At 46.2% G+C, this 24380-nt stretch carries 24 protein-coding genes; 10 read left to right on the top strand and 14 right to left on the bottom strand.

Annotated features, from left to right (window positions below):
• The first annotated feature begins 214 nt into the window (after positions 1–214).
• Complete coding sequence (locus F0265_RS07540) at positions 215–676, top strand: carboxymuconolactone decarboxylase family protein (protein ID WP_171748425.1); 462 nt, start codon at positions 215–217, stop codon at positions 674–676.
• A gap of 22 nt (positions 677–698) precedes the next feature.
• Positions 699–1445 carry a helix-turn-helix domain-containing protein gene (locus F0265_RS07535; RefSeq protein ID WP_171748424.1) on the top strand — a complete coding sequence of 249 codons (747 nt, stop codon included), beginning with the start codon at positions 699–701 and terminating at the stop codon, positions 1443–1445.
• 14 nt (positions 1446–1459) lie between these two features.
• Here F0265_RS07535 and F0265_RS07530 read toward each other — a convergent pair whose 3' ends face one another.
• On the bottom strand, positions 1460–2494 hold the full coding sequence (locus F0265_RS07530) for an AraC family transcriptional regulator (RefSeq protein ID WP_171748423.1): 1035 nt from the start codon (positions 2492–2494) through the stop codon (positions 1460–1462).
• Between the two features lie 187 nt (positions 2495–2681).
• On the opposite strand from F0265_RS07530, the gene F0265_RS07525 reads away from it, so the two are divergent.
• The 4 genes from F0265_RS07525 (at position 2682) to F0265_RS07510 (ending at position 4822) form a co-directional block, all read left to right on the top strand.
• Complete coding sequence (locus F0265_RS07525; protein ID WP_171748422.1) at positions 2682–3017, top strand: DUF805 domain-containing protein; 336 nt, start codon at positions 2682–2684, stop codon at positions 3015–3017.
• Positions 3014–3499, top strand: a complete 486-nt coding sequence (locus F0265_RS07520; RefSeq protein WP_171748421.1) for a hypothetical protein — start codon at positions 3014–3016, stop codon at positions 3497–3499. Before F0265_RS07525 ends, F0265_RS07520 begins: the two co-directional genes overlap by 4 nt.
• A 94-nt stretch (positions 3500–3593) precedes the next feature.
• Positions 3594–4133, top strand: coding sequence for a Crp/Fnr family transcriptional regulator (locus tag F0265_RS07515; protein ID WP_171748420.1), 540 nt, complete (start codon positions 3594–3596; stop codon positions 4131–4133).
• Positions 4134–4207: 74 nt separating this feature from the next.
• Positions 4208–4822, top strand: coding sequence for an NAD(P)H-dependent oxidoreductase (locus F0265_RS07510; protein ID WP_171748419.1), 615 nt, complete (start codon positions 4208–4210; stop codon positions 4820–4822).
• 204 nt (positions 4823–5026) lie between these two features.
• Here F0265_RS07510 and F0265_RS07505 read toward each other — a convergent pair whose 3' ends face one another.
• Both F0265_RS07505 and F0265_RS07500 read right to left on the bottom strand, forming a co-directional pair.
• Positions 5027–5881 (bottom strand): sterol desaturase family protein, encoded by an 855-nt coding sequence (locus F0265_RS07505; RefSeq protein ID WP_171748418.1) that lies wholly within the window; start codon positions 5879–5881, stop codon positions 5027–5029.
• A 17-nt stretch (positions 5882–5898) separates the two neighbouring features.
• Positions 5899–6912, bottom strand: coding sequence for a DUF2804 domain-containing protein (locus F0265_RS07500; RefSeq protein ID WP_171748417.1), 1014 nt, complete (start codon positions 6910–6912; stop codon positions 5899–5901).
• Between the two features lie 149 nt (positions 6913–7061).
• On the opposite strand from F0265_RS07500, the gene F0265_RS07495 reads away from it, so the two are divergent.
• Positions 7062–8087 carry an AraC family transcriptional regulator gene (locus F0265_RS07495; RefSeq protein WP_171748416.1) on the top strand — a complete coding sequence of 342 codons (1026 nt, stop codon included), beginning with the start codon at positions 7062–7064 and terminating at the stop codon, positions 8085–8087.
• 171 nt (positions 8088–8258) lie between these two features.
• Entirely contained in the window at positions 8259–8567 is a 309-nt protein-coding gene (locus tag F0265_RS07490) for a hypothetical protein (protein WP_065740357.1), read from the top strand.
• A 6-nt stretch (positions 8568–8573) separates the two neighbouring features.
• Here F0265_RS07490 and F0265_RS07485 read toward each other — a convergent pair whose 3' ends face one another.
• From F0265_RS07485 to F0265_RS07455, 7 genes are all read right to left on the bottom strand, one after another.
• Complete coding sequence (locus F0265_RS07485) at positions 8574–8918, bottom strand: hypothetical protein (protein ID WP_171748415.1); 345 nt, start codon at positions 8916–8918, stop codon at positions 8574–8576.
• A gap of 20 nt (positions 8919–8938) precedes the next feature.
• Positions 8939–9928, bottom strand: a complete 990-nt coding sequence (locus tag F0265_RS07480; RefSeq protein WP_171748414.1) for a hypothetical protein — start codon at positions 9926–9928, stop codon at positions 8939–8941.
• A 234-nt stretch (positions 9929–10162) separates the two neighbouring features.
• Positions 10163–11149, bottom strand: a complete 987-nt coding sequence (locus F0265_RS07475) for a cytochrome-c peroxidase (RefSeq protein ID WP_171748413.1) — start codon at positions 11147–11149, stop codon at positions 10163–10165.
• Positions 11150–11498: 349 nt separating this feature from the next.
• Positions 11499–12749, bottom strand: a complete 1251-nt coding sequence (locus F0265_RS07470; protein ID WP_171748412.1) for a styrene monooxygenase/indole monooxygenase family protein — start codon at positions 12747–12749, stop codon at positions 11499–11501.
• Between the two features lie 255 nt (positions 12750–13004).
• Positions 13005–15812 carry an Hsp70 family protein gene (locus F0265_RS07465; RefSeq protein WP_171748411.1) on the bottom strand — a complete coding sequence of 936 codons (2808 nt, stop codon included), beginning with the start codon at positions 15810–15812 and terminating at the stop codon, positions 13005–13007.
• A 55-nt stretch (positions 15813–15867) separates the two neighbouring features.
• A complete protein-coding gene (locus F0265_RS07460) occupies positions 15868–17787 on the bottom strand; it encodes an Hsp70 family protein (protein WP_171748410.1) in 1920 nt (639 codons plus the stop codon).
• Positions 17787–18419 carry a DUF2760 domain-containing protein gene (locus F0265_RS07455; protein ID WP_006958955.1) on the bottom strand — a complete coding sequence of 211 codons (633 nt, stop codon included), beginning with the start codon at positions 18417–18419 and terminating at the stop codon, positions 17787–17789. Before F0265_RS07455 ends, F0265_RS07460 begins: the two co-directional genes overlap by 1 nt.
• A gap of 309 nt (positions 18420–18728) precedes the next feature.
• Between F0265_RS07455 and F0265_RS07450 the strand changes: the two genes are divergently transcribed.
• Entirely contained in the window at positions 18729–19259 is a 531-nt protein-coding gene (locus tag F0265_RS07450; protein ID WP_006958954.1) for a 3'-5' exonuclease, read from the top strand.
• A gap of 219 nt (positions 19260–19478) precedes the next feature.
• Positions 19479–20144 carry a hypothetical protein gene (locus F0265_RS07445; RefSeq protein ID WP_253809371.1) on the top strand — a complete coding sequence of 222 codons (666 nt, stop codon included), beginning with the start codon at positions 19479–19481 and terminating at the stop codon, positions 20142–20144.
• A 106-nt stretch (positions 20145–20250) separates the two neighbouring features.
• On the opposite strand, the gene F0265_RS07440 is transcribed toward F0265_RS07445, so the two are convergent.
• The 4 genes from F0265_RS07440 to F0265_RS07425 all read right to left on the bottom strand — a co-directional run bounded on the left by F0265_RS07440 (position 20251) and on the right by F0265_RS07425 (position 24322).
• Positions 20251–21360 carry an FAD-dependent monooxygenase gene (locus tag F0265_RS07440; RefSeq protein WP_171748409.1) on the bottom strand — a complete coding sequence of 370 codons (1110 nt, stop codon included), beginning with the start codon at positions 21358–21360 and terminating at the stop codon, positions 20251–20253.
• A gap of 149 nt (positions 21361–21509) precedes the next feature.
• Positions 21510–21968, bottom strand: a complete 459-nt coding sequence (locus tag F0265_RS07435) for a TerB family tellurite resistance protein (RefSeq protein ID WP_021456630.1) — start codon at positions 21966–21968, stop codon at positions 21510–21512.
• A 78-nt stretch (positions 21969–22046) separates the two neighbouring features.
• Entirely contained in the window at positions 22047–23954 is a 1908-nt protein-coding gene (locus F0265_RS07430) for an alkaline phosphatase family protein (RefSeq protein ID WP_171748408.1), read from the bottom strand.
• Positions 23951–24322, bottom strand: a complete 372-nt coding sequence (locus tag F0265_RS07425) for a hypothetical protein (RefSeq protein WP_019275911.1) — start codon at positions 24320–24322, stop codon at positions 23951–23953. Before F0265_RS07425 ends, F0265_RS07430 begins: the two co-directional genes overlap by 4 nt.
• Between the last annotated feature and the right edge of the window lie 58 nt (positions 24323–24380).

Raw genomic sequence — 24380 nt, 5'->3', positions numbered from 1 at the left:
TATCTTATTGATTTTTTAAGGCTGTAAGCCACTAAGATATCAGTTTAGAATATTTGGACAATTCATTTCATGAATATGACCGGAGGAAGAGGAAACTCTATTCATGAAACTTCAGTTTGTGTGGGGGCTGTGGCTCATTGCAGATGTCGAAAATATTCAATATTTCGCTTGATGCAACAGATAGGCTATCGGTATCAAACCAGGAGATACCCATATGACACCAAGACTTAATTACTTCAACGCCGCACCTGAAGGCATCCAAATTCTGATGGAGCAGGAAAATTACCTTCGCACCCAGTTTGAGCAACAAAACACTCTATCGATAACAATATGGGAGTTGGTTAAGCTTCGCGTATCGCAGATTAACCAGTGCGCGTTTTGTATTGATATGCACAGTAAAGATGCACTGAAGCAAGGAGAGTCATACTCTCGTCTAATCGGGCTTAATGCTTGGCGGGATATGCCTGAATATAGCGATGAGGAAAAAGTTGCGCTACATTGGGCTGAATGTATCACAAAAGGCGGCGATGTCGACGAAAGTGCCTATCAGGCAACACTGAATACGTTTGGTGAACAGGGGCTGGTAATCCTCACGCTGGCGATTAACGCAATTAACAGCTGGAATCGTGTTGCCAAAACGTTCAAGCCTGAGATAGGCAGTCTGTCGGCAGAGTAACGACAGGAGTATTGCTCAACAAATGGATTTTGAAATAGTCAATCCAGACGGCCTGCTAGCCGACCATGTTCAGGCAATATGGTCGGCTAAAGTGTCTTGTGGACAAGCTGTCTCCGAACCTCTCTATTGTGATGGAGGCTCTGGGGTGATGTTTGTATTGCAAGGGCAGGTGAGTTTAGAAGGCAAAATATATGGTGAAAGCGTGATGTATCAGCCATACAGCAGAGTCACCAAGAACATCACGATTTCCTGCGAGGCTCAGCTTTGCGGCGTCCGTTTTCACCCAGGTATGCAGTTTTCATTTTTTGAAGAGCTCGTTGAAGCAAATAGAAAAAACCATCAAGACGTGCTTTGTTTCGAACCTTCAGAGGCTTTGGTTAAGCAACTATCCGAGCACCAGAGCCACAACAAGCGAATAGCGCTGCTTATGGATTGGTGTTTAGAAAATGTATCTCAAATAGATACCGATATAGACAGGGCTAAACTGATTCATCTTGCGCAGGATGGCAAGATAGGCGAGAGCTTTGGAGAAAACCAAAGGCAGGTCGAACGTAAATTCAAACATTGGGTGGGTATGAGCCCAAAGCATTTCCAACGTCTTCGTCGAGTCCACGCCAGCATTCAAGAGCTGAGAGACAACCCTGAACTCTCTTTGGCCGAACTGGCAGTCTATCAAGGTTTTTCCGACCAAGCGCATATGACGAGAGAGTTCAAAAACTTCGCGTTGATTACTCCGGGACAATTTAGCCGCAGGTTAAAACAAAAATGACTCTAGCTATTAGGTTATTCGCCATTTTTTTGTTTTAACTGCTTTCGATATTCGCTCGGGCTTGTTCCGGTAGTTCGACTGAACTCTCGATTGAAATTGGATTTGGTCTGAAAACCGGAGTTCATCAAAATCTGTGTCACCGATTCATCGGTTTCAGCAAGGGCTTGTTGCGCATGACGTATGCGATATTCGTTGACCAGCTTTGATATGTTTTTTCCATGTACCTGATTGACGGCCGTCGATATCTGTTTAGCTGGAACACCGATTATGCGAGATAATCGTGAGAGCGTCAGTTCTGGGTCTAGATAGAGGGATTTTTCTAGGATCTTTTCATTCAACAGTGTTGTGACTTCCTTTGCCCTATGCTCAGACATAACAGATTGAGGCACTGGCGACTTTTGCTCAGGCTCAGTTTCATCAGGACTAGGTGTTGTGTTTATTCCTGTGATAACAACGGCCAAAGAGAGTATGGGTAATAGGATTAGATGCCCCAGCGTCAGTATATAAAGCGTTAAATCTCCACGGTTATAGGCAAAATCGAGCGAGATAAAAGCATCAATAAAGGCGGAAAAAATGAGCATCCATCCAGCGACAATTCTTGCCTTTTGAACTCCTTCCCAACGTCCCAGTGTTACGTTAACCAACAAATCCTGTTCAGACGACACCCTCATTAATGCAATACCGTAAAAAAGGTAGATAGCCGTTAGCAATTCATCGAGAGGTGGAAGCCATAATGTTTGGGTGAAGACAAAAAGCACCACAACTATGGGTGCTAAAGCATGCTTGTATGTTGATTTCAAATGCCTGTCCCCTGTGCGTGCGAACGCGTACCACGCTGAGATGGGAATCAAAGCTGCGAATATTGGTTGAGTAATTAAGAATAGAGAGGATTGGAAGGTCCATCTCAACCCAACTATAGCTGTGGTTAAGGCACATAAAATTAAAAAACAACAAGCAAATCTGGCTTGCTCTCGGTTACCCAAATACAAAGTCACTGCCAGCAGCCCTAAAAGCAGTGATACAACAAAAGGGACAGGAATCGCGAGCATAGTTGGTCCTGAGTTGGAGAAGAATATAGTTTCTGAATTCGTCATAGCATAACGATATGAAACTGAATTAGAAGCCCACGCTAGACCAAAACCGGTATCAGGACGTCCTAAAACCAGTTTGAGGACGTATTTATTACCCCTTCGAACTCAGAATAGAGACTCATTTTACGTATTGGGGAGATTAAAAATGTATTTCTATTGGCTGGCGTGGCAACGAGGTTTGGACTTTTCGGGCCATTCTTCAAGGCGAGAATTTTGGATGTTCGTAATCGTACACATGGCAGTAAGTATGGTGCTTATTGCCATGGATGTAGGCTTTTCATTACCTTGGCTTGATGTTCTCTATAGTGTGGTAAGTTTCATTCCGCTCGTCGCATTAATCGTGAGGCGTATGCATGATATTGGTAAATCTGGCTTATGGGGATTGGTGTTTTTTATTCCGGCTATTGGGCCATTCTGGTTCACATATCTGCTCCTTCAACAAAGCAGCTTGCCATTAAATAATGGAGGACGTTTGTTATGAGATGGATACTTTTAAGCACGCTTATATTTGCTTATCAAGTGATAGCGGATGAAGAACCCCATCTTTTGCCAGAAGAGGCGATTGGTGTATTGGAAGTTAATGATATGACATCTGGTAAACTGCTTTGGTTACATGGTCGTGTGGGTGAGGGGAGCTACACTTGGGTGGACCAAACTGGTAACCACTGTACGATGAAAGTGCCCGTTGCAATTGGCCAAATTGCTGATTCTGGTTTGAGCATCGGCAGTGCTGGCGGTATGAAGATGATTGTCATGAGTAAAGAGCTGAATGAGGCTCTTGTCCAAGGGGAGCGAGTCAACAGCAAAGAGTGGAGGTTCACTGAGTTTGGTGAAGGTGAAGCGGATGTCTGGATTGTTGATGGCATCAGCCTTCATGAAGCGTTTGTCCTTAACTCCAGAAGGCGTTGGGTTTCTTGGTTGTTGGGTGAAACTCAGTATAGAGCATGCGGCTCACTACAATGAATCGATTAGCAGGCAGACATTAACGCAAGGGTTTGTTTTAAAGTTAAAGTCGCGTAGCTTATTATTATAATTGTTTTTACAAATGAGTTACGCCATGAATAGCGCCAAACAAATTTGGGAGATAGTGAAGCCATTCACTGAGAGGTTAGAAGTCAATAAGAAACACACTCTTATTCATGAAGGAACCTTTTGTGAGACTGTCTATTTCATTGAAAGTGGGTGTGTTCGATCTTGGTTTAATCAAGATGGTAAAGACGTTTCTTTTCAGTTTTTCATGAGTGATACCATCATCACCGCATGTGACAGCTTTTTATTTGGTGAGCCAAGCTCTTTCACTTACGAAACTTTAACGCCTTCTATAGTCCACTCCATTCAAGCTTCTGAGCTCAAGGATATTATGGATAACAATGTTAGTTTAAAAGACATTGCCTTTACTCTCCTTAGCGAAAGGTTGAGGCACTATCAACGCCTGTTTCTTTCTCGTATTAAAGATACTCCTCAACAAAGGTATGAGGAACTGGTCAAACAATCTCCGGAGTTAATTCGGGCAATTCCTCAACACTATATTGCATCTTATCTGGGTATTACCTCGGTATCTTTAAGCAGAATCAGGTGTCGAAATTATCCACATTGATAACAAATGTTATCGTTTGAAATTTGAATATGACCATATGATTGGCATTCCTATCGTTTTACTGGAATCCAATCATGCGTGTACTTGTCGTATTCAATCATCCATATGAGGGTAGCTACTGCAATGCCATCCTCAACTCAGTCACTCGTTCACTTAATCAATCAGGTCACAATGTTGATTTAATTCACCTAGATAACGAAGAGTTTGATCCGGTAATAAGAGCTCAGGAACTCAAGGCTTTTGCGCTGGCGAGAAAAGCGCCCCAAGAAGCACAGCAGCTTTTGAGTGGCCAAGTCATGCATTACAAAGAAAGGTTAGAAGAGGCGGAGCATATCGTATTTATTTTCCCTATCTGGTGGGAGCTCATGCCTGCCATGACGAAAGGTTTTATCGATAAGCTTATCTTTCCAAGTATTGCCTATAACTACAAAGGCGAGTCTTCTTCCATGTATTGCACTCTCTCTAAACTAACAGGTGTCACCATGATTACCACCATGAATACGCCATCACTCATATATCGTTTTTTATTTGGTAATGCGATTAAGAAAGCGATGCTTATGGGAACGTTCTGGAAAATTGGAGTGAAGAAAAGAAACTGGATTAACTTCGCCAGCGTGAAGTCAGTTTCGCAAGAAAAGCGTAAGTCCTGGCTGGATGATATAGAAAAAAATTTTGCTTCTAGGCTGTAACATGAGCAGCGAGACTATAGAGCCTCAACAGTTTGAGGACTGCCCTTTTTGTGGTAGTTCTCTTTTAACAACGGAGTGGATAGTGCCCCCTTGGGGTGCCGCCTCTCCTGAGCTACTGGTTGTTTGTAATGATTGTGCAGCGTCGGCACCTAGCTACGTATGGAACTCAAGGTTTTCTAACAACAAATTCGTGTCTAATTAGAATTAAGCGTCATCGCTTGGCGGAGAAAAAATGCGGAGAAATCTCTCTTTGTAGCTCAGTTGTTTATTTAGCAGGATTTGACCAACTTCACCCCATTCCTTAAATGTAACTACCAGCGGATTGAAGCTCTCGACGGGTTTTGTGACACCGTAGCGTACGGTTTCAACTTCAGGTTCAAAGGTACCGAACATTTTGTCCCAGATAATCAGTACGCCAGCGTAGTTTTTATCGATGTACTGAGGGTTACTGCCATGATGCACTCTGTGATGAGAAGGGGTGTTAAACAGATATTCCAATGGTCCAAGAGTGCGAACCCATTGTGTGTGGACGAAGAACTGCAAACCTAAGTTTAATAATACGGCAAAAATGACCCATTTAGGTTCGAATCCGATGATCACAAGAGGAACCCAGAAAAGCCACATTCCCGCAATGGGGTACATTAGGCTCTGGCGAAAAGCAGTGCTGAAGTTCATGCGTTCAGAGCTGTGGTGCGCAACGTGCGCGGCCCACATCCAACGGGTGCGATGACTGGCACGATGAAACCAGTAATAGAAGAAATCTTGCAGTATGAGCAGAACAATAAAGCTCGCAAGACCCATTTCTATGTCCATCAGTCGCCAGCCAAATATCCACATATAGAGTTGAACGATCAGAAGCCCGGTTAGCAAATCCGCCAACTGATGCATACCCGCGAGAGCAAAGTTACATAATACTTCAGGCAGCAAATAGGATGAGTTTTCTGGAAGGTGGCCTCGCTTTTGCCCGATGAAGTACTCAGCCAACATCAAACTAATGAAAAGAGGCGCTAATAGCATCAGAAGCCATTCAGGGTTATCGATAAGAATACTGAAGTCCATACAAAGCTCCGAAAATGTTACCAGCGAGCGAAGTGATCTTCGGTTAACCCGAGCTGGTGGTGAAGTGTGTGGCGTAAACCATTTCCATCCACGATATAGCCAGAAAAGTGGCCAACAAACTGACGAAAATTACTTTGCAAAACCCATAGGTTAAGCTTTTCACTTCTGCTGTTGAGTGGCGTAAAAGTCAATTCGACTCGACCATCATCAGAGAAAATACGCCATTTTTTTTGTGTCGCTTGGCGATCAAAAAGGAAGTGGACAGCCCCTAGTAAGTGCCGTTCCTCATCAACCCACAATGCGTTCTCGTGACTGCCCGTTTCGTTGACCCCAGCGGCTAAGTTGAGGCCAAGCTTGCCTTTGTCACTGCAGCCATTGATGCTGGCCCATCGCCAACTCGTCTCGCGCCTCATAAAGCCCGCTGAAAAGTCATAGCCACCCAATGCGAGAGAAGTGTCGATCTGGTTTCCACCTACCGTAATGTTTCCCTTAACTGCGAGCGCGTTGTGCTTTTTGGTATAGGTCCAGCCGTTATAGCCAGTAGGAGTGCACAGTGAGAGCGGCAAGCTGCTGCTTGGCGGTTGGAGGGAAACATCCAGTTGTAATAGCTCGGTATTGGCTTTGACCTGCCAATTGGGGTAAGTAATCTCAAACGCTAGCTTTTTGGCCGCGATATGGCTGTAGCCTCCGTGTGGGGATGGGGACATTTGCTTGTCGATATTCAAAGGCCTTAACCAGCTTTGCTCGACCAGAGTATCTGTCTGGACGTCGTAAACATAGCAAAACGCAGAGCCTACATAGCGAATATCAGCAATAGCTAGGCCAATCACATAGCGTGGTGTCATGATGCTGACAAATTGAAACTGCTTGTAGTGAAAGTACTTTTTCAGCTTACCGACTTTGCGATCCATGTTATTACGGTACTCAAAGCGGTGGATTCCCAATTGCTTTGGCACACCATCGAAATGACCAAAACAGGGCTTTCCATTTGAATGGATAAGGTATTCAGGGGCAGTTTGGCTAAGTATCATGATAAGTTCACAATCCAATAACATTTCAATCAGTGTTACGCGTTTGAGTGTTATTAAACAGGTCATTTTCGGTCATAAAGTGAATCATTGTCACGATTGGAGAGGGTGAACTCCGTTATCCTGAATGTTGGATTACACGAGGAGTAGACATGGAAGTCATCGCAGAATATCTGCCCGTTGATCATCGATATCAGTTGGGGATCTTAGATATCTCTTTACTGCTTAGTGTCGTGGAGGAATATGGGCTAGATGCGGATAGCTTACTAAACCATGCTGGCTTAAGTGATATAGATTTGCATAGCCAAGAAAGCCATATCAGTTACTCGGATAAGCTTTTGCTATTCCACTATGTACAGAAGTATTTCCCCAATATTGGTCTGGGCTTGTTGCTTGGCGAGCGTGCGACACTGAGCCATTTTGGTATTCTTGGCTATGCGGTTCTGAGTAGTCAGACTGTCTTTGAGGCAATAAAAGCGGGGTTTAAATATCTGGATCTCAATGGCACTGTTTTTTCTGTAAGAGTATGGCGTGATGATGACAACGCAGTAATTGAGATTGAAAATGACTTAGAGATTGGCGAGCTACTTCCTTTTTGTACGGAGTACTTTTTCAGTTCTATTGCCTCTTTGTTTTTTGAACTGACTGGGCAGCGGTTGGTGCTACAGAAGCTAGAGCTGCCATACCCAAAACCCGATTACGCCACGCACTACGCAGAGCGCTTCCGTTGTAATGTGCTGTTCGAACAACCTCGGTGCGTGCTAACGTTTAACGCCAAGGTCATGGATTGGCAGTTGGCTTCCCATAATTCAGATCTACTCAGTACCTATCTCCACTCTTGTGAGTCCGTGATGGCAGTATTGCAATCACCTACGCGATTGAGCAATCAAATCAAAGCCTTGCTCTATCAGAGTGTTGGTGTGTTCCCTACCATTGATGACATTGCAGTGCGACATGGCTGCTCGGCTCGGACTCTAAGAAGGCAGCTCAATCAGGAGCAAACCAGTTACCGCGAACTTCTGGATGAAGTACGTTTTGAGCTTTCTAAAGAGTTCTTGTTAAGAACCAATTTGACGATAGAAGAAATCGCTTTTCGGCTTGGATTCAGTGACAGCGCCAATTTCAGGCGAAGTTTTAGGCGCTGGTCAGGCAGGGCGCCGAGCCAATACAGAGGATGATAACGCAAAGCTCCTCTCATTGAGCGATCACATAAGCGGTTCGGACTGTAGCTATACTTACGTTGAGTGATTCGAAGGCTAACCATGCCGACTAATTGACGTGTTTGGCGGAGGCTCACGCTGTTAAAGGGCATAACATACCTAGACGCAGTCTGTACGGAGGTAAGTGTCATGAGTCAACGCATAAAAGTGTTGCTGTTGGTTTCTATGTCACCCATTAGCGCTTTGGCAAGTATCAACATGGCAGAAGTTAACGCCTATGCATACGAAGGGCTTGCGGAAATATGTGCTAATTCGAGGCATATTCTCGGGTCAGAACTGAAAGAAATAAAAGTGCTTTATCTGAGTAAGAAACGCTCCAGGCAGGCGCTGTTTCCAGCGGATCCGAGCTTTTCCCATTACGCCGCTAAGCAGCTATGGGACATTGGAATAGGTGACAACCCGTCTTTTGATGAGTGTGTGACACTACTCAATAAGTAGCTGCTATTAACTTATCAGTTTCGCCGCTTTTCCTGCCAGCTTATTGACCTTATTGATGGCATCGGTTATCGAGCCGAGTACTTCCGTTGTGTTATCCAGTGAGTCGGCTTTGTCATTACAGCGCTGTGCCAGCCGACTAAGACTCTGTAATGCCGCGTCAAACTCAGCAGAGGTACCACTTAGTTGGTGTTGAATGATATGAGCCAACCGCAGGTGAAGCTCAGCACTGGCATTGTTTAGGTTGAGCGCAAGCTGATCATTCATTTCCAACTCATAGCGCTTATCGAGTTCGAGAATGGTCGACAAGATATCGGCTTTCAAGCGGCGGTTGGTTTCAGGAAGTTCTGCCATATTCGGCTCCTCTCAAAATATCAGGGTTTACAGGACACAACTTGAGTACGAGGGTCGTCCCCTGTTAGCTCGTAGCCTTTCTCACAACTGGTGACGACTTCTCGGAAATCGTCGTATCGCTCCCACTGGTTTTTCAGTTCGCCGACGATGGCGATAATGCCTTTGCTGTTAAACCTGTCCGCCTGAACTTCTTTGGTGATGCCATTGTGTGCTTTCTTGACGGCTTTGATAGCTTGTCGGGTCTGGTGTAGTGAGAGCTTGGTCTGGGACATGATGATGTACAGCTCGTACAGTGCCTGAGTCTCGCTGTAGCTCTGTTCGAAGGCCATCGGTTGACTGGAAGCGCGCTTACTATAGTCCCTCAGGGCATGTTTTAGGTGGGTACTTCTGCTCGATACCAACAGCTCTTCCAAGCCTGAATCCGCCAATTGGATGACTAACTGATCGGTAATGAGGTTCACTTTTTCATCGGCCTGAGTAATGACAGATTTCAAGGATTCCTGACGTTGTTTTTCAACGATGGAGGTTCCCAATGCTGCAACAGCGCTTGCCACAATCGACATGTCTTTGGGTTGGAATAGGTCGTCGTTGTTGGTGAGGAGAGTGTAGCTGGTATTCATCCCGTTCATTGCGCTGGCTAGCTCAGCGGCCGCAATATCGATATCAGCCTGATTAACTGCACCGCTTAATGCCTGAAGCCCTTTAGCGTAGCGATTCAAAGCGTGATTAGCGCGATAGATAGCCATTTGTTTTTGGGCTGATTGATCAAAGAGTGGAGTGACTGACTGCAATGCCTCTCTAGTCAATGGTTCTTGACCACTACCATGTTGCGTGGCGATATCCATGAGTTGTTTGTTGATATGACTTTGGTTAATTTCGACGATGACCTCATCGACTTGCAAGATAATTTCTTGTGTTGCTTGAGCAAAAGCACCGATTTCGTTGTGTGGTGTAGACTGACAAGCTGAGAGTAAAAATGCCGAAGCAATGATCAACCAAATCCTTATCATTTCATTCTCCTAAGACCAAGCAAGGTGGAGATCCTGAGATAAGCCAGACAACACAACAAGGTTTATACGTCAGAACTGAACATACGGTAGCGAAACTGATGTATAAGTTAGCATTAGATTCATCAATGAATTGTGACTTAAATTCCATCAATTTTATAAATTGGTGTTGTTATTGAGAAAAATGAAAAGGAGCCAGTGCGACTCCTTTGTTTTATTCTGAAACTCAGCCTTTATCTAGATATTCGGTCGTGTCGTTTCGTTACTTGATGGTGGCAGGTAGGGCAGCGTCACCTGTGGCTGCTCACCGGTGAGTGATTTCAGGAACTCAGTGATTTTTCCAGATTCGTCACTGGTGAGCTTTTGACCCAATTGAATGTCTGCCATGATTTCTACCGCCTGTTTTAAGTCCCAAACGGAACCGTCGTGGAAGTACGGGTAAGTCAGCTCAATGTTTCTCAGCGTTGGCACCTTGAATACGTACTTATCAAACTCTTTACCTGTAATGGCTTTGCGTCCGATGTCTGGATTGCTCGTTTCATAAGGCTTAACCAGCCCCATTTTTTGATACATCTGTCCACCAGCAAGCGGGCCACTATGGCAAGCGGTACAGCCTTTGGCTTTAAACAACGCGTAGCCTTCAATCTGTGCTGCTGAGAGCGCGGAATCATCGCCTTTCAGCCATAGATCAAATGGGGCGTTAGGTGTTCTAAGGGTTTTTTCAAATGTGGCAATAGCATCCGTCACTTCGGTGATGGTTATGGTGTCGGCGTTGTAGGCTTGCTTAAACCAATCGCGATATTGCGGAATGGATTGTAGGGTGTCTACCGCGAGCTGGTGGCTAAACGCCATTTCCAGAGGGTTTTCAATAGGCCCGGCAGCTTGTTCCTGAAGATCTTTTGCACGTCCATTCCAGAACTGAACAAAATTCAAATCAGAGTTAAAAACCGTCGGTGAGTTTATCGGACCAATGGACCATTTATGGCCAATTGAGCTCGGCAAATTGTCTACGCCTCCTTTGGCTAAGTTGTGGCATGAGTTACATGAGATGGTATTAGAGGCGGATATGCGAGGCTCAAACCATAGGTTTTTTCCTAGCTCCACTTTTTGACTGTCTAACCCTGCTGCGGGCTCAATCACTTTGATTGGTTCGTTGTTCTGACGTTGAGCGTGTGCGTTGAAAGTTAAGACTGACAATATGCTCACTGCTAATAGTGTTTTCATTATGAATTCCTTTTGATGTGATGGTTTATTCTCACCAGATCGGCACGCTTCTGACGGGGCGTGCTCGGAACTCAACATAAAGAAATAGCAGCTATCGATGAAACGCAAAATATCGATAGATTTTATGGTAAAAATCGATGTTAAAATGAACAATAAGCTTAAGGGCGTTGATGCATAAGGCATTGGCAAGGTAACAATAACTTTTTGTTTACAAATCAATAAATAAACTAAAGGCTCTATTGTTGATGTAGGTCAAAAAAGAGCCAATGCCAAACTAGGGGGAAAGAGGAAGGAGTTTATTCATTCTTCGCCTCTGAATGCTCTTATTTCAGAGGCGAAGATGGACATACTAGGTTTGCGAATTTACTCTGTTTTCGGATAACTCAGAGAGGTAGCGAGCCGCTTCCGTTTCATCGGCAAACCAAGGGAACAGGTCTTTAGGATCGTCAAACGCATTGGTAATACGGTCCGCCAGCGATTGATGCTGACTCGCTGCACCTAGAATATTGAGCACAAAAGGCGGTGGAGGTGACAGCATCATATTGGTCCACTGAGTGACCCATTGTGCCTGCTCCCAGTACTGCTCGAACGTTGCCGTCATCCACTCTTCATCAAACGGCTTATCTCCTTGCTCGATAATGCTGTGCAGGTAGATTTGTGCCGCTTTTGCTGCGTTGTTCGAACCTTGCCCTGTGATAGGGTCATTAAGGCAAATAGCGTCAGCTAGACCTAATACCGCTGCCCCGGAAGGTAATGTAGCAACAGGGTTTCTGACTACAGGGGTAAAACGGCCAGTGAGTGCGGCTTTATCGTCGGTTAAGGCCACTTGGTCTATGCGTTCAAGTTCCCATGGAAGGTAGGTATGGAGTAGCTCTCTGGCTTTATTGAAGCGCTCTTGAGGGGAAGAATTAGGATCAAAGCAATCCATTGGCCCACCTGGAATCGCTTCAAATAGCATCGCTTCACAAGGGCCAGAGCTGCCGAGTACTGGCATCACAAAGTACTCACCAATGCCAGGAATCACGTTAAATTTGACTTTATCTAGCTGGCTTCCAGATTGCGGGTGAGAAACGTAGAACAGAGAAAGGTGTCTTTGTGGTTGTGTGAAGGCGGAGCGCTGTTCGTCTCGTGTGAACATCTCACCGATGTTGCCTTTTCCAGTAGCTGCGATGACCAGATCACTGGTTGATGCGTAGTGTTCGAGATCTTGCTCTGAAAGCGTTTTGAATTCCAGAGTTCCACCTAACTCTTCAAATTGTGTCATCCAAGCTGGAAATTTGATGCGCTGATCGACGGACTGGGCATGGTTGTCGAGTTGTCCTTGCCACTCGATAGCGATATGAACCGGGTTATCTGGCGCTGTGATGCACAAGTTAATTGCTTCGATTTTAGGGCAATCATCTTGCCAGAAATCCAGACCGAGTTTGCGTTCTGACTCCAGCGCAGTATGGAACATACACTGAGTCGACATTACGTAGCCATGCTCAATGTCTTGCGGTTGTCGGTCGGTGACAAGTCGGACTTGGTAGCCCTGTTGTTGTAGACCAATCGCTAGCTGTAAGCCTGCCTGCCCAGCACCCAGAATAGTAATATTTCTCATGGCTATCCCTTGCTTAATAGTATTTGTTTTGATGATTTATTGTTCGATTTTTAAGGTCGAGAGCAGTATGTGATGAACATTCTATATATGCAACTAGGCGGTTCAGAGGAGTGTGGGTTTTTCCGCATGAAATGCTAAAAGTGCTACAGAGAGCGAGTAAAGGGAGTAAGAGAGTAGGAAAACTGTGTCAGCGTTGCATTGATCGGCGCAATAAAAAATCTGCCAGCAAACGGCTGGCAGATTGGTAATAACGTTTTAGTTATGAACGAGAGTGAGACCGCTTGGCAGTGCATCACCAAAGACACGTTTCGATTCGCTTTCGGATAGCTCTTTGACTTCTTCAACCAGCGAGACCCAAGATTCTGGAACCTTACTTTGTTTTAGCTTAGTTAGAACTTGTTCGCGGTAGTCATCTGAGATATCGAATAAACGGTCACCTGTCTTACGACAAATCATCACGGCAGCAAATGCAATCATCGGCTCCTTGAGCCAGTTCTGTTCGAGCAATTTAGGCAGCCACTGTTCCGCTTGTTCACGAGGGATGACACTATGCTGGCTACCGTACAAAGGTGTTCGTGACGCTAGGCGGCCCAACGCCCACCAATGAGCTTGTTCAAATTGATTGTGGTTGATGGCTTTGCTTAAGAACCAGCTGGCTAACAGCACTTTATCTTCCACTTCAAGATGCTCAAGTGATGCAGAAAGTCTAACCATCGACTCGTAACCCATGTCTTGTGCCGCTTTGGCTGACTGAGGATTCTTCATCGCACCGGGGTGTAAGTATTTGGCAATATCAGCCAATAGTGTTTCTTGTTGCTCCTGACTTAACCCGCCCGCGATGCGACGCCAGAACACCCACCAGTCTGTCCAGCCTTGGTGGTTTTTGAACTGAATACCTTGTTGGTAAAGGCCCCACACTTGTTCGATTCGCCAAGAGTCGGTGGCATCGCCAAAGCCAGGTCGCAGTGAGAACCCAGCCAAGCGAAGCCAGTTTTTTTCATGAGCTTCTGAGCGGCGACGGCGTTTACGGCCTTGTGCAAAAGCATCGAACAGGTGACGTAAGGTCGTGAAATCCCAGTCGTCTCGTTTACCTAGCTTTCTTTCTAAGTCTTTTGCGAGTGTCTTGATTTCTTTTGCGTCGGCGCTTTTCTTGTTGCCGCTGTAGAGGCGAGAGATGAGCTCTTTAGATTCTGTCAGGCGTGGGTGCAGTTGCTCTTGCTCTGTTTCGTCCGCTTGTTGATTGCGAACTTCGAATTCCAGCTCCCAGCGTTTGTTGTCATCTTCAACGCTGACACATTCCATTTTTAGCGTGCCAACTTCAGTTAGCTGGCAGGCCAGTTGTACTTCAACACGTTCTTTCTGATTAGCTTGAAGATCAGTCCCTTCACTTTCCAGAGTTGAAATATAGGGAGGAAGAGGCGAGAAGATATCTGGGTCCACTTCGACCATCACACCGTTTTGAATTTCGGTGTTATGGGTCAGAGTGTCGTGGGTTGATGTCAGCAGGTTAAAGCGAACTGGCTCACCCAGTGTTAAGGAGAATCGACGTCCACTTAAGCGAATCTCATGCCCTTCGTCCGTGCCTTTCGCCAGAAGACAAAGTGCTTTGCCCATCTTATTTTTTTCCTGTAAATGCAGGAAGTAGGAACGTGCAGCACCGCCACCAATTTTGAGCTGAGCGCCACGGCGAGCCTTACCAAATGCGACGGCACCAAGAGCGACTGACCAATCAGGATGTGGGTTATCGAGTACTGTCACGGGAGCGCCGCGCCAGTTGCCAAGTAGGGTTGTGACTCGCTCAGTAACCAGCTCGCTATTAAATACACCACCGTTTAGTAGCAGGCCGACCGGAACGGCAGGCGTTGATGTGACTTCCTGTCCCAGTGCGGAATAAGAGACTTGTTGATGCTGATTAAGAAACTCTGCTACGTGCTTACTGACCGCTGGATCTGCAACATACGGTAATCCAAACTCGACCATCGCACTGCGGCGTTTGTCTGGTACTTCACTGAAATCAGAAAGTGGGAAAAAACCATCCAGAGCAATTTGATGGACTTCTTGCTTGCTGAGGCCAATACTCTTTGTCCCACCAAGTAGCTTAGACCCACTGCCTAGCATGGTGATTTTTACTTCGTCAGGCGCGCTCACTGACAGCAAATCTTCTTTTGCTTTACGAGTTTGTTGAATCAGTTTAGTTAGGCTTGCTGCGGTGAGCTTCTTACTTTGATTGAAGCGGCTTTCCGCGAGGTGTGCTAATGCTAAGTCGAGGTTGTCACCACCAAGCATCAGGTGTTCGCCAACACCAATTCGATCCAATGCTAACTCATCGTTGTGATACTTCGCTTCTATCAAACTTAAGTCGGTGGTACCGCCACCGACATCGCAGACCAGAATTAGCGGCAACTCTTTGAGCTCGTCTGCAGCCGTTTGCTGGTGGCGTGCATACCAGTCGTAACACACCGCTTGAGGCTCTTCGAGTAAGACGATTTTCTTCAAACCCGCCAGTTCAGCGGCTTCCAGAGTGAGCTTACGCGCGGTCTCATCAAACGAAGCAGGAACAGTTACGACGACGTCTTGATCTTCTAGCTTGTTGCTTGGGTGACGATAGTTCCACGCTTGGCGAATGTGGTTGAGGTAACTTGCGCTGGCAATGACAGGCGAGACTTTGTCGACGTCTTGTGCACCAGCCCATGGAAGGATATCTGAGCTACGATCTACTGCTTGGTGCGAGAGCCAGCTTTTGGCACTGGAAACTTGTCGGCCTTCTACCTTCGCGCCTAATTCACGCGCCCATTCACCAACGATGACATTACTAATGTCGCCAGAAACGGATTCGTTTTCCCAAGGAAGTGTCAGGTCAGAAGGGGAGATTTGACCAACGGCTGGGTGGTAGCGGAAAGAGGGCAGCAGTGGCTTACGAACCACTTCACCCGGACCAATCAATTGGTCGATATCAAATAGGGATACTTCGGATTGTTCAAGGTTGTCGGTGATTTCACAGTAGGCAACCACAGTGTTTGTGGTGCCAAGGTCAATACCAACAAGAAAACGAGGAGATGCCATACAAACCTTCGTGTATTTAAAAACGGCACCCGATTGGATGCCGTTTGATTTTTATTTATTCTTCTTCGTTTGAGTCGCTTTTCGCGTCTTCGCGTACATCAAACTCAACATGCCATTTTTGACCGTTATCTGCGGCAATGGCTTCTAAGTAAAGCGTACCAAGCTCTGTCACGCGAGAAGCTAGGGTAACTGGCACCACTTCACCTTCACGACGACCTTCAGAGACAGGTAGAGTAACTTGAATCTCTGGTAGCTCTTCCAACTCATCAGGGCCCCAGTGATCAAGGTGTGTACCTGCTTCGTCTTCACGGCGAACCGTCGAGCCAAAGAACTGGAAGTTCACAGGCTGGCCGATGATGAGACCAAATTCCTGACTTGGTACTTCAACCGCAGAGCCTTCTTCCATACCAAATGGTGCTACACATAGAGCTTCCATTGGTGGGGCCATGCCCGGAATAGCTGGCATCGCACTCTCGATGCCAACATAGTAGCTCGATGCAATACCGCCACGAATTCGCACACCTTGGCCGCGACGCACGGAGCCATAGTAAGAAGCGCCACTTGCAACCGCCAGATCCAAGTCTACACCCGTCAGACGTTGAGCCATTTCAGCATCAGCGTCTATCAACCACTCATTGATGGTTTCTTCAAGGCGATTCGCCAGCAGGTCTGATTTTAAAACGCCACCGTTGAACAAAATGGCCGTTGGTTTGATAAAGTCGGCTGAAGGTGCTTCAGCGCCTCCCATACCTGGCATTCCAGCAAATGGATTGAACTCGGTTGAAGCGCTTTCTCCACCTTGAGCATTAGCCTGCTTTGAAAGGAAAGCCGCGATGTGTCGTGTAATCCCTGCATCTTGTGCATACGGAAGACCCATTTGAGTCAGGGCGCCGCGATTACGCTGAACTGGATGCTCAGTAACGGCAACTTTCGGGAAGAAACCGTCCACTAGTGTTTGCTGAACTTCTTCTTGCGTCAGTTCCGTCTTCAAGGTTGCGCCAAGCAGTTTAGAGCCGCGACTTGGTACTACGATAGGCACTGACTGAAGCTCGCTGTCGTTCAATAGTGCTTCTTTAGCGTCACGACAGGCGTGCGTCATCGCTTGAACTTGCCATGGTTGTAGCTCTTTACCATCTTGCGCTAGCTTCATCTTCAAGCGGTACGCAAGGGCAAGGTCCATGTTGTCACCGCCGAGTAGGATGTGTTCACCTACCGCGATACGGTTTAGCGTCAAGTTGCCTTCGTCTTCGGTGACTTCAACCAGAGAAAGGTCAGTGGTACCACCACCGATATCGACAACCAGCACGATGTCGCCAACTTCGACTTCATCACGCCATTTGTCATTGCTGTTGTCGATCCAGTTGTATAGAGCCGCCTGAGGTTCTTCTAACAGTGTCAGGTGAGTTAAGCCAACATTGCGTGCAGCTTCAGCCGTTAAATCACGAGCCGCAGGATCAAAAGATGCCGGTACGGTAATCGTCACATCTTGCTCTGAAAGCGGGTCGCTAGGATGAGTGTGGTTCCATGCATCTTTGAGATGCTCGAGGTACAGCTCCGTTGCGCGAAGCGGAGATACTTTCTCTACTTCTTCTGGACTGCCAGCTGGAAGGAACGCATCACGTTGGTTGACATCAGCGTGACAAAGCCAAGATTTTGCACTTGCTACAAGGCGAATCGGCGTTTTTGAACCAAGGTTACGAGCGATTGCCCCCACAAGCGCCTTAGGCTCAGAGGACCAAGGCAATACACGAGCTGAAGGGTTCATCTCGTGCTCGTGTGGTTGATACAGGAACGAGCCTAGCTGGTTGCGAGTTTCTACGGTGCCCGGTGCGGTCAGCTGAGAAATCGACATGACTTCAACACGCGCGTCTTCGCTCGATGTATCCACATAAGACAGTACGCAGTGAGTAGTACCTAAGTCGATACCCACGCTAAACTTTGGCGTTTCAGCCTGAATGGTGTTCAGGTTTTCCATTACAGCTCAACCTCAGCAGGAGCAATAACAGAAGCATCGTAGTTTTCAGCCAGTTTTGGAAGGTTCATTTCGCGCGCTTTCCAGCCTTTATGAACCAGAGTGCCGCTGAATGGCGCACTGCCTGTCACGTTACCCGTTAAGCGAACCTCTTGTGGGTTAAAGCCTTCTTCAATAGTAACGCGCGTTTCTTCATCTTCATTACGGATGTGTTCAAGCGTCACGTAGTCGTTCAGTACTTTCTGGCCGCCAGTGTGAATAACACGCGCCGCAGCGCCGACATCTTCGTCTGAGAACGATGTTAGGTCTTCTTTCAGGAAGTCAATCAGGCGAGCTTCTTGCTGCATAATAGATAGTAGTTGCATGGCAGAGTCAGTAGAAGCTGTAGCAAGTTTTGATTCCACTTCCACGACTTTCTCAATCACTTTTTCAACTTCGACCACTTTTTCTACTTCAACGATCTTTTCGACAGGCTTTTCAACTTCGACGATTTTCTCAACTGGTTTCTCAACCACTTTTTCGACGACTTTAGATTTGCGCGAAACCGCAATCAGAAGTAAAAGGACGCTTGAAGCCGTCAGGCCAGCGTGCAGCATATCGAACGTTTGAGGGATCATTTGTAAATCGAACGTCATGACATTTCTCTTAATTGATGGAAGAAATAGGAGTCACACTTTGACTGCTATTGTCGTAATTATTGGGTTAAATTGGGGCAAATATTATCACATTCAAGTCTACAGGCCTTCAGAAAAGAGGCGGTAACAGGCCTGATTGATTTGTTTTTAGTCATTTTTAGTCACACTATAGGTAAGTTGACCAAAATGACTGGGCAGTTCGACAGAAGATTGCAGAAGATCTGCTCAATCAATTCGGTGGCATTCGAGTTTTGACCTCAACTGAGGTAGAATTCGGCGCTTTATCAGAATACTAAACATAGGCGAGCAATGAACCATAACCGTATAGTTTGTTTCGATCTGGAAATGTGCTGTTGGAATGAAAACGGTGTCGGTACTACGGGTGAAATCATCGAAGTCGGGCTGGCAGAAATCGATCTTGTGAAAGGCGAGATCGTTAAGCGTGCTCAGTACTATGTCAAACCCGAACAGGATGAAGTCTCCCTGTTTTGTTCGCAGCTCACCGGAATTACGCCACGTAAAATTGAAAAGCAGGGCCGCCCGCTTGAAGAAGTATTGAAGTCGATGATCAAAAACTTTGGCGGCGCGAATAAGATCTACGCATCGTGGGGTCGTGATGATCGTATTTTGGCGCAAGAGTGCCAAGACAAAGGCATTGAAATGCCGTTTAAAGAATTCATCAACTTAGCCACTTTGTATCGCGTTCAACACCGCCTCAAAGATAAACGCATTGGTCACAAAGCTGCTCAGGAAGCGCAAAATATTGAGTGGGAAGGGCGGCAGCATTCCGGGTACGTTGACGCGTATAACCTCGCCAAATTAGCATTGACGATGCTGTGATGAAAGAGAGATGTAAAAAGGGAGCTTAGGCTCCCTTTTTTGGATTTTAGAAGCCTAAAAAGTAATATAAAGAGAGCTAAAAACCGCAATATCTCTTTGATCATTATAAATTAATTTTTAATTCATATTAAAAATGTCGTGCCTTCCTTACCTCGCTATAACTCCTTGTTAGTATCTCGACTGTTCGCTGACCAGAACAACAATTCAATGAGGAAAAAAATGGAATTCAATTTTAGAGCCTTTCTGATGGCAGCATTAGTGAGCGTGCCAATACAGGTTAATGCCGCTTCCTATGGAGTCTCAATTGCTTGGAAAACCGAAGACTCACAGGCAATTTTCGATAATATGCCTTCACAAAAAAAAGCGTTTGCGAACTTGATTGATGCCGGATACATCAAAGATATGTTCGTGTCTTCCAGTCAGGTTGGAGGGCAAGACTTTCCGATCATTCGCTTTGTGATGGAGGCTGATAGTGAGCAACAGGTTCGAGATCGCGTTGGCAATTTGCCTTTCTACCGACAAGAGTTAGTTGAGATAGAAGAGATTCGCGATCTGGGCAGTAAATGGCTCGACAGTGTCCCTGCTTTCGAAAATTACTCAGTAGAGTTGGAATGGAAAGAACCATCTGACGTGTTGCTCGTCGATAAAGTGTTGGCGTCAGATTTACAGAAAGTGGTCGATTGGACTAACCAAGGCAAGGTGACGTCGGCATATTTGAAGAACGAGGGGGTGGCGGGTAGTGAGTTCGTCCGGCCTCTTTACTCAATTGCGGTACTGGCAAAAAGCGAACAGGATGCACAGACCATTGCGGAGCAACTGGACGCAGTGAGACTGGGGTTAGCAGGAGTGTCTGTGACTAAGCTCGGTTTTAAGCTGGAACTGTAATATTCCGAGAGAATGAGTAGTAAGGCTTATTCGATTCGGATTTGGCTCATTAAATCAAAGGCTACGCTTTATCACAAAGCGTAGCCTTTTCTTTTCATAGCCTGAATTAGAACGGAGAGCGGCTATTAACGATAGTGAACTGCTGATAGAGTTCTGCCACTTCTACGGGGTTGAACGCCTCGGTATACGTTAACTCACTCAGACGATGTGTGATGTTTTGCAATTCGTGAGAGCGTTGCTGCGCTCGCAGTTGATAACGTTCGAATGCCGCAGGAATATCGTAGAAGTTGGAAGCCAAGCTTTGCGCGAGGATAAACGCATTCTCAATGCCAAGGCTAAAACCAATTCCCATGGTTGGCAGTACCGCGCAGCAGGCATCACCCAGCAGTACCGTATTATCACGAGACCATTGCTCAAAGGGGGCAACGTCGACCAAAGGAGAGGGCAGGATCTGTTCTTCTGGGGTCTGCTCGATCATTTCCAGTAGGTATGGAGAGTAGTGGCTGAATTTATCGAGAATCTTGGCTTTGTCGAGTGTTTCACCCGGCTCAACTTTACAAGCGGCGAACCAGTACTTGCCATGCGTTTCACGATCATAGGTGTAGGTCACGATGCGTGACTGCATACCCGCAAACACATAACACTCGTCGTCGCTAATTGCAGGGTTATGGTAATCAACCATGCCTCGACAGCAGTAAACGCCTGGTTGACGTAGGTTAACTTCTGGCGCAACAAACTTTCTCACCTGAGAGAAGACACCATCTACACCCACAATTACATCTGCAATCAACGGCTCACCATTGATCATAATGGTATCGTTTTCGACCGTACAATGTTGGCCAGTGCGAATGTTATCTTCACCGTAGGTATCAAGCAGCAATTGGTAGAGATCGCGGCGATGGAACAGGCCGACATCGGCGTTCACTTTGCTCCCTGCCTGACGCATTGAAAGCTGGTTCAGGATATCGGAGTTAAAGGTCGCTGTGGTGATAATATCGACAGTGTTGCCTAGCGTTTTGATCTTGGCCGCATCCGTTAATGCCGCGAGGACCTGCATTCCCTCGGGCCACATAATGATACCTGTGCCGTCGATCCGAGGTTTATCTGACTTTTCATAGATCGTTGCTTCGATGCCGAATGAGCGAAGCGATAACGCCAGCGCCAGACCGTTAAGTCCAGCCCCTATGATCGCTACTTTGAGAGACGCTTTGTTCATTTACTTTCACCATGTATTGTTAGTATTTTCCGTACGGTAACAGTATGTTAGGTAACTGAATACATAAAAAGTAAACTTTTTGCTTAAAGATCGCAGATTCCCTTTTGAGGCGTGCTAACCGATACAATGGCTCAATTAATGACGCATGATTATTGCCCGTCTTGCCCTTCAACTATCTGCAATTTGGCGCGAATAAATTCACTATGATCGACATACAATAGTTCTGCGGTTTTGCGAATGACGGCATCTTCCAGTGGGTCAATCTCGCCGTCGGCATGGGCAACTTCCCACATTGCTTTGATCAAGTCGAAGCGGGTTTCCTGACTGAGTTCTCTTAACTGAGATGTAAACTCATAAAGGGAGGCAGATTCTTTACTTTTTACTTCTGCACGGTCGAGTAGCGCTATGGCTTCTTCGTTGCTTAGATCCAGCAATCTTGTCAGCAGTTGAAGTTTGGCTTCGGTCTCTGTCTGATTGATTTGATGATCCGCCCCCGCGACTTCGCACAGTAAACAAGCGATGGCGAGATTTGGATCGGTACCTGCGTGGTTTCCCAGATCCTGACCATCGATGAGTTGTTTAAATAGGGTCGTGATTGAATTCAACATGTGATGCGCCTCAAAATTTGTTCCTATTTCTATAGATAGTGATTATATGAGGCGAGCACAAGTGTCTTTACAAAAAGATTACTTTTCTTTTATCGGTGGGAAATCAATTTCCTTGCCGTCCCCCGTCAATATCGAAATGCGTAGCGGCTTGCCGTGGTCGTCAAGTTTCAGCTCGCCAATGGCGCTGGTGTTGACCAAACGACGAACGCCCTCGGTATTAGGGTCGCGCTTTTTGATTTTTAATCTCTTTCGCTTGGTCAGAAAGTTCAGTAGCGAACGAGGTGAGTAGAGTAGCCTGTCCATATGATCACACACCGCCAATAGTGGTTCTGGGAACTGGTTTTTAAATCCACTGGAAGTGATTTGGTAAATATTAGGACTGGAGCGTCGAAAGCGCAGCTTAATGTCGTAAGCGAAAGAGTAGTGCACGTCGCCGGACAAGATAACAAAGTTGGTTGGTGTTTTGGTGTGGGTGAAAATACTCAGTAGCGTATTAGCGCTCCCTGGATGGGCCATCCAGTTCTCTGCGTCTATTACCAGTGGCTGACCAAGGGTCGTCATGCCTTTTTGCAGTGCTTCAATAAATTTCACACCGAACATAGGCGCGGCAGACACAACGATCACCTTGTCCTGATGCATCAGCTCTTGTTGAAACTCAATCAGAGCTTCCCAGTCCATCAGGCCAGATGGTTTGTTCATTCGAGATTCGGATCGCCATCTTCGAGTTCGGGTATCCAACACCACTACCTTAGGGGAGGTGTGGATAGTAAAGTGCCACCTTTCGAAACTGTATAGATAACGAATGAAATTATCTTGGTGTTGTTCTGTGGGGCTTTTTAAATACTTGAGAGCGACAGACAAAAACTCATCATTGAAGTTATCTGGCTCATTCCCCCAGCCTTGGCATAACCAGTAAGCGATTAACCCGTTACCAATAATCCGGTTAGAGAACGGGTTGCTGTACGCCGCTTTTTCCCATCCCACCGTCAGATTCCAGTCATCTGTGACATCATGATCATCAAAAATCATATAAGTCGGCACGTGAGCAAACAGCCTATGGACCTGAGGTAAGCCCTGAATGAAATCTTCCAGTATGTGCTTTTCTTCACGCCATTGCTGCTGCCATTTAGGCGATAGTGTTTTGCCATTGTGAGTGAATGCTTTGTCGAGCAAACGTGTCAGGTTGAGGCACGGCCAAAGTGTTGGTGACCACACCAAAATGTACATGGCGAAAAACTCAGCGAAGGTGATCAGATGGTTTTCATTCTCACGCGAGCTGAAGATCGGCACATGCCGTTTAGGGAAAAGTTTGGTTAGTAAGGAACCATCATCCACATAGTGGGGCAGTATTTTATCCCGTCCGTAAAAGCAGTCTGGATGCGCGTACAAAGCTTCAGCGGAATCAATCGGCGCGTCACTGAACGATTCAGAAGGTAAGCCAAGCATGTCGATGGTTTGAAGAATGACATCCAACATAGGCCCCGCAACATGATCGGCATATATCTGGTCGCCACTCATGACCAACATGTCTGGTCGCTCGTCCAGTGATTGAGCGGCTAGTTTAGTGTCGATGCTGACTAACGCATCTTTGCTTGGGTGGTGTGGATTGCGACAAGAACCGTGCAGGACATAATCCGCTTTGGTTGAAATCTTAAACGTGAGTTTTTCTTCATCCTTGTACAGTAAATGCGGATTTAGCTCACTAAGCGGGCCTAGCTGAGTCTCAAATTCGTAACTGAGCGCGACATCGGTTGGAAAATGATGTTTGAAATGCGCCAAGGTGACAAAACAGTGAGTACCGACTTGAATTTGATGGCAGTGACTGAGGTTTTCCTGAAATACCACCCCATGATCCGGTTCATGATGAAGGACAAATTGGCCTTCAAGAGGGCGACTGGTGACCAGCCAGAAGACAAGCTCTTCTGCGGTGGATTTTCTTAATATCGGGCCGGCTAATAGGAAGGGTAATTCAGGCGTCGGTTTCATTGGTTCTCTGTTGGATCCTTAGGTACTTCAGGGTCTTCCATGATTTCGATGATCTCGGAGCTCGACATCTCATGACCCATAAGAAAGAGGGCCAGCATAGCATCTGCTTTGGTTTTTGTATCGGAGCTTTCGTCAAGAATTTGTTCGAATCGTTTACGAATCATGTCAACTTCATGCTCGACAAAACCGCGTCCTTCCTCTTCACCTTGGGCTTCTTCCGGTGCGTTATCAAACTCCAAAAACAGCATCTCATCGTCTAGGTGAGTATTGACCAACCGTTCGGGCAGCCATTCTTCACCCGTGACAATGTTAGGGTTTTGGCCTTCAGGAAGGGAGTCGAGTAGTTTCTTTAAATCTGATGCTTTCACAATTATTGGATTTAGGCGAACATATACTCTTATATTAACGGTGAATTGAGCTTAAAGA

Origin of the sequence: Vibrio sp. RE88, assembly GCF_013113835.1 — a bacterium.
GTDB lineage: Bacteria > Pseudomonadota > Gammaproteobacteria > Enterobacterales > Vibrionaceae > Vibrio.
This window is presented reverse-complemented; position numbering and strand designations above follow the sequence as displayed.